Genomic DNA, 5,116 nt, shown 5'->3' on the forward strand with positions numbered 1-5,116 from the left:
CCACGGCCACCGTGTCGCCCGGGCGGGTGAGCGCGCGCAGAGCCAGGTGGATGGCTTCGGCCGCGCCGCAGGTGATCACCACGTCGTCCGCGGTGCGGGCGCACCCCGCTTCCAGCGCGCGCCGCGCCACCTGCTGGCGGAATCGGGCGTGCCCGCCATCGAGGACGACACGTACGGGGAGCTGCACTTCGCCGACCCACGCCCCCGCTCGCTGCAGGCGTTCGACCGCTCGGGGCTGGTGATCTCGTGCGGAAGCTTTTCCAAGACCGTGGCCCCATCCTACCGCGTGGGATGGATGGTCCCGGGGCGCTACCGCGACAGGGTCCTTCACCTGAAGCTCGCCACGACGGCCGCCACCTCCGCGCCACCCCAGTTGGCCCTGGCCGAGTACCTGGCGTCCGGCGGATATGACCGCCACCTGCACCGCCTGCGCGGCGTGCTGCGGGGAACGGTGGAGCGGTTCGCATTCGAGGTGGCCGAGCGCTTCCCCGCCGGCACCCGCATCTCGCAACCGGCGGGCGGCTTTCTCCTCTGGGTGCAGCTCCCGGAGGGAAGCGATACGGTGGATTTGCAGCGGCGCGCGCTGAAGCGTGGGCTCAGCGTGGCGCCCGGCCCGGCATTCTCCGCGAGCGGCGATTTTGGAGACTGCCTGCGGATCAACGCGGGATATCGATGGTCCGATGGAACGCGCGAGGCGCTCGATCTGCTGGCTGGGTTGATACAGACCGCTGGACGTGGCTGATGGCGGGCGCGTAGAACGCGTTACAGCTGGTACGTAGATGTCCGTGGGACTTGTGGGATGATGCGGACGCGTGTTGATTCGGCCCCACGTGCGATCCGTCCACCTTCTCGCCCGGCCGATGCTCGCCATCCCCCGACTCGCGCGCGACGCCTGGGCCGGCGCGCTGGACCTGGTGTTCGCACCCGTCTGCGTCTCCTGCCGCGCGCCTGTCCCCACGACGCTGCCGGACCGCGTCGTCTGCCAGGTGTGCTGGGCGCGCTGCCGCCCGCTCCCCGCCCCGCGCTGCGACCGCTGCTGGGGACCGGTGCCGGCGCGCGAAGACCCGCGCCCCAAGTGCCGCACCTGCGGCGACTGGCCCGCGGCCGTGCGCTCCATCCGCTCGGCGTACGTGATGGACGACGTGCCGCGCGACCTGGTGCACGCGCTCAAGTACCAGGGCTGGGAAGCCGCCGCCGCGCCCATGTCCGCCCGGATGGCCCGCATCGCCTGGCCGCGCGACGTGAGCGACGAGGCGCGGCTGGTGGTCGCCGTGCCCACCAGCAGGGCGCGCCTGCGGGAGCGCGGCTACAACCAGGCGGCGCTGCTGGCCGCCGGATTCGCCGCAGGGACGGAGCGCGTCGCCGCCCCGGAACTGCTGGAGCGAACGCGCGCCACGGCCACGCAAACGGCCTTGCATCCCAGCGAACGCCGGGCTAACGTAGCGCGCGCTTTTTCCGTCCCCGCCAGGCAGGCGCCACGGGTCCGCGGCGAGCACGTGATGCTGGTAGACGACGTGTGGACCACGGGTGCCACGGCGCTTGCATGTTCAGAAGCGCTGCTGGAGGCGGGGGCGCGCGTGGTGAGCGTCGCGACCTTCGCACGCGTCATCCCGGAGCTGGAGCGCCTGGGCTGAGATGCCCGGCGCTCCGCCGATTTTTTCCATATTCACCACACGAGCGAGCACATGCCCATTCGCGTCGCCATCAACGGGTTCGGCCGCATCGGCCGCAACGTCCTCCGCGCCGCCAAGCAGGCGGGGGCCACCGACATCGATTTCGTGGCCGTCAACGACCTGACGGACACCAAGACCCTCGCGCACCTGCTGCGCTACGACTCGGTGCACGGCAAGTACCCCGGCACCGTAGAAGCGCGCGAGAATTCGCTGCTGGTGGATGGCGACGAGATCCGCGTGTACGCCGAAAAGGACCCGTCCGCCCTGCCCTGGCGCGACCTGGAGGTCGACATCGTCATCGAGTCCACCGGCCGCTTCACCGACCGCGCGAGCGCAGCCAAGCACTTGGAAGCGGGCGCCAGGAAGGTGATCATCAGCGCGCCGGCCAAGGGCGAAGACATCACCATCGTGCTGGGCGTAAACCAGGACAAGTACGACGCGGCCAACCACCACGTGGTCAGCAACGCCAGCTGCACCACCAACTGCCTCGCCCCCGTGGTGAAGGTGCTGCTCGACAACTTCGGGTTCGAGCGCGGATTGATGACGACCATCCACGCCTACACCAACGACCAGAACATCCTCGATCTCCCCCACAAGGACCTGCGCCGCGCCCGCGCCGCGGCCCTGTCGATGATCCCCACCACGACGGGCGCCGCCAAGGCGACGAGCCTCGTCATTCCCGAGGTGAAGGGCAAGATCGACGGCATGGCCGTGCGCGTGCCCACGCCCGACGTTTCCGTGGTAGACCTGACCTGCGAGCTGGGCCGCACGGTGACCGCAGCCGAGGTGAACGATGCCCTCCGCGCCGCCGCCGAGGGGCCGCTCAAGGGCATCCTGGCGTTCGAGGAGCAGGAGCTGGTCTCCATCGACTACACCGGCAACCCGGCCTCGTCCATCGTCGACGCGGCCTCCACCAGCGTGGTCGCCGGGCTCGTGAAGGTGGTCGCCTGGTACGACAACGAGTGGGGCTACAGCTGCCGCTGCGTGGACCTGGCCCGCTTCATGGGCGAAAAGCTGTGAGCCAGCGCAAGGCCACCATCGCCGACCTCAAGGACGAGGACGTCCGCGGCAAGCGCGTCCTCGTCCGGGTGGACTACAACGTCCCGATCGAGGACGGGCGCATCACCGACGACAAGCGCATCACCAGCACCCTTCCCACGCTGGATGCGCTGGTGCAGCGGGGCGCGCGGGTGATCCTGCTGGCCCACTTCGGCCGCCCGAAGGGCAAGCCGAACGCGGAGATGTCGCTGCGCCCCGTCGCCGCGCACCTGGAAACGCTGCTGGAAGGCCGCAGCGTCCGCTTCGTCGAGGAGACCGTCGGCCTCCAGGCCGGCGGCGCCGTCTCGCTGATGCAGGACGGCGAAGTGCTGCTGCTGGAGAACACCCGCTTCCTTCCGGGCGAGGAAAAGAACGACTCCTCGCTGGCGGAAGAGATGTCCGCCCTGGGCGACGTGTACGTGAACGACGCGTTCGGCGCGGCGCACCGGGCGCACGCGTCCACGGCGGGCGTCGCGATCGCCATGAAGGCGTACGGCAAGCCCGCCGTCGCCGGCCTGCTGATGGACCGCGAGCTCCAGTACCTCGGCGGCGCGCTCGCGAACCCCGAGCGCCCGTTCGTCGCCATCCTGGGCGGCGCCAAGATCTCGGGGAAGATCGACGTCATTCGCAGCCTGCTGCCGAAGGTGGATCACCTGCTGATCGGCGGGGCGATGGCCAACACCTTCTTCCGCGCGATGGGGCTCGCCACGGGCACCTCGCTGGTGGAGGACGACCGGGTCGACATGGCGCGCGAGCTCCTGGCGACCGCGGGCGACAAGCTGGTGATCCCGGTGGATGCGGTCGTCGCGCCCAGGCTGGAAGCGGGGCAGACCACGCAGACGGTCGCCCGCGAGTCCATCCCGTCCGACCAGTCGGTCCTGGACGTCGGTCCGAAGACGGTCGATGAGTTCCGCCGGATCCTGTCCACCGCGTGCACCGTGCTGTGGAACGGGCCGATGGGCGTGTTCGAGATCGCGGAGTTCGCCGCCGGCACCCGCGACGTCGCCGAAGCGGTGGCGGACGCAACGGACCGCGGCGCGACTACCATCATCGGCGGGGGCGACTCTGCCGCGGCGGTGGCGGAGCTGGGATTGGAAGCGCGGATGTCGCACGTCAGCACCGGCGGCGGCGCCTCGCTGGAGTTCCTGGAAGGCAAGGAGCTTCCCGGCGTGGCCGCCCTGAACAACGCGGCGGCCCAATGACGGCGCCGCGGAAGCCGATCCTGGCGGGGAATTGGAAGATGAACCACGGGCCGTCGCAGGCTGCCCGCTTCTTCGCCGACTTCCTGAACCTGGCCGAGCCGGGCGACGATCGCACCATCGCCTTCTTTCCCCCGGCTATCTCCTTCGCGGCCGCGCGCGAGGCGCTGCAGGGCCGGCCCGACGTGCGGCTGGGGGTGCAGAACGTGTACTGGGAAGAAAGCGGCGCCTTCACGGGCGAGCTTTCCGTCGGCATGGCGAAGGACGCCGGGGCGGAGCTCGTCCTCGTGGGCCACAGCGAGCGCCGCCACGTCTTCGGCGAAACGGGCGAGGAGACGGCCCGGAAGGTCCGCGCCGTCCTGGACGCCGGCTTGGTCCCGGTGCTCTGCGTGGGCGAGACCATCGACGAGCGCCGCGCCGACCGGGCCGAAGCCGTCGTGGCCGAGCAGCTGGCCCCCGTGCTGGAGATCGTCCGAGCGGACGAGGTGGGCGAGCTGGTGATCGCCTACGAGCCCGTGTGGGCCATCGGCACGGGGGTCACGGCCACGCCGGACGACGCGCGGACGATGCACGCGGCGGTTCGCGAGCGGCTGCGCGCCGCGTACGGCGCCGAGGCGGCGGACGCGGTGCCCGTGCTCTACGGCGGCAGCGTGAAGCCCGACAACGCCGCCGATCTGATGTCGCAGCCCGGCGTGGACGGCGTTCTGGTGGGCGGCGCCAGCCTGGACGCCGCCGGGTTTGCCCGGATCGTGAAGGCCGCGGGTTGACACCGCGGCCCTTCGCCCTCAATTTAGACGATTCTCCGTCGCAATCTTCCGCCAGTTCTCGGGCTCATCCGTGTTCACGTTCCTGCTGACCCTGCTGATCATCGACGCGCTGGTCCTTCTTACCGTTGTGCTTCTGCAGGCGGGGAAGGGCGGCGGCCTTGCGGCCATGGGCGGCGGCGGCGGGTCCGACACGCTGTTCGGCGGCCGCCAGGCGGCCACGCTGCTCACCCGCATGAGCTGGTGGTGCGGCGGCGCGTTCATGTTCCTGGCCTTCTGCCTGTCGATCCTGTCGTCGCGCCCCGCGGGCTCGTCGTCCATCCTCCAGGAAGAGTTCCAGCGCGGCGGACGCACGGCACCGGCGCCCACGGCCCCGGCAGTTCCCGGCGCCCAGCAGGGCCCGATCGGCGCCCCGGCCACCGGCGCCCCGGCCACCGGAACG

6 protein-coding genes are annotated in these 5,116 nt (G+C 70.9%); all 6 read left to right on the forward strand.

All coding sequences use genetic code 11. The features are described from left to right. The first annotated feature begins 148 nt into the window (after window positions 1-148). Window positions 149-742, forward strand: a complete 594-nt coding sequence (locus VIB55_RS09995) for a PLP-dependent aminotransferase family protein (RefSeq protein WP_331876509.1) — start codon at window positions 149-151, stop codon at window positions 740-742. Window positions 743-860: 118 nt separating this feature from the next. Further along, window positions 861-1,634, forward strand: coding sequence for a ComF family protein (locus VIB55_RS10000; protein ID WP_331876510.1), 774 nt, complete (start codon window positions 861-863; stop codon window positions 1,632-1,634). A 51-nt stretch (window positions 1,635-1,685) separates the two neighbouring features. Beyond that, window positions 1,686-2,693, forward strand: a complete 1,008-nt coding sequence (gap, locus tag VIB55_RS10005; RefSeq protein ID WP_331876511.1) for a type I glyceraldehyde-3-phosphate dehydrogenase — start codon at window positions 1,686-1,688, stop codon at window positions 2,691-2,693. 17 nt (window positions 2,694-2,710) lie between these two features. Continuing rightward, window positions 2,711-3,913, forward strand: coding sequence for a phosphoglycerate kinase (locus VIB55_RS10010; RefSeq protein ID WP_331876515.1), 1,203 nt, complete (start codon window positions 2,711-2,713; stop codon window positions 3,911-3,913). Next, entirely contained in the window at window positions 3,910-4,677 is a 768-nt protein-coding gene (tpiA, locus tag VIB55_RS10015; protein ID WP_331876512.1) for a triose-phosphate isomerase, read from the forward strand. The genes VIB55_RS10010 and tpiA overlap by 4 nt, the downstream gene beginning before the upstream one ends. 70 nt (window positions 4,678-4,747) lie before the next feature. After that, window positions 4,748-5,116 (forward strand): preprotein translocase subunit SecG (gene secG, locus VIB55_RS10020; protein WP_331876513.1); only part of this gene is annotated, 369 nt, incomplete at its 3' end.

Source organism: Longimicrobium sp., from assembly GCF_036554565.1.
Classification (GTDB): domain Bacteria; phylum Gemmatimonadota; class Gemmatimonadetes; order Longimicrobiales; family Longimicrobiaceae; genus Longimicrobium.

Coding starts and splice junctions, on each gene's coding strand:
- VIB55_RS10000 (WP_331876510.1), top strand. CDS start 861: ATGCTCGCCATCCCCCGACTCGCGCGCGACGCCTGGGCCGGCGCGCTG.
- gap (WP_331876511.1), top strand. CDS start 1,686: ATGCCCATTCGCGTCGCCATCAACGGGTTCGGCCGCATCGGCCGCAAC.
- tpiA (WP_331876512.1), top strand. CDS start 3,910: ATGACGGCGCCGCGGAAGCCGATCCTGGCGGGGAATTGGAAGATGAAC.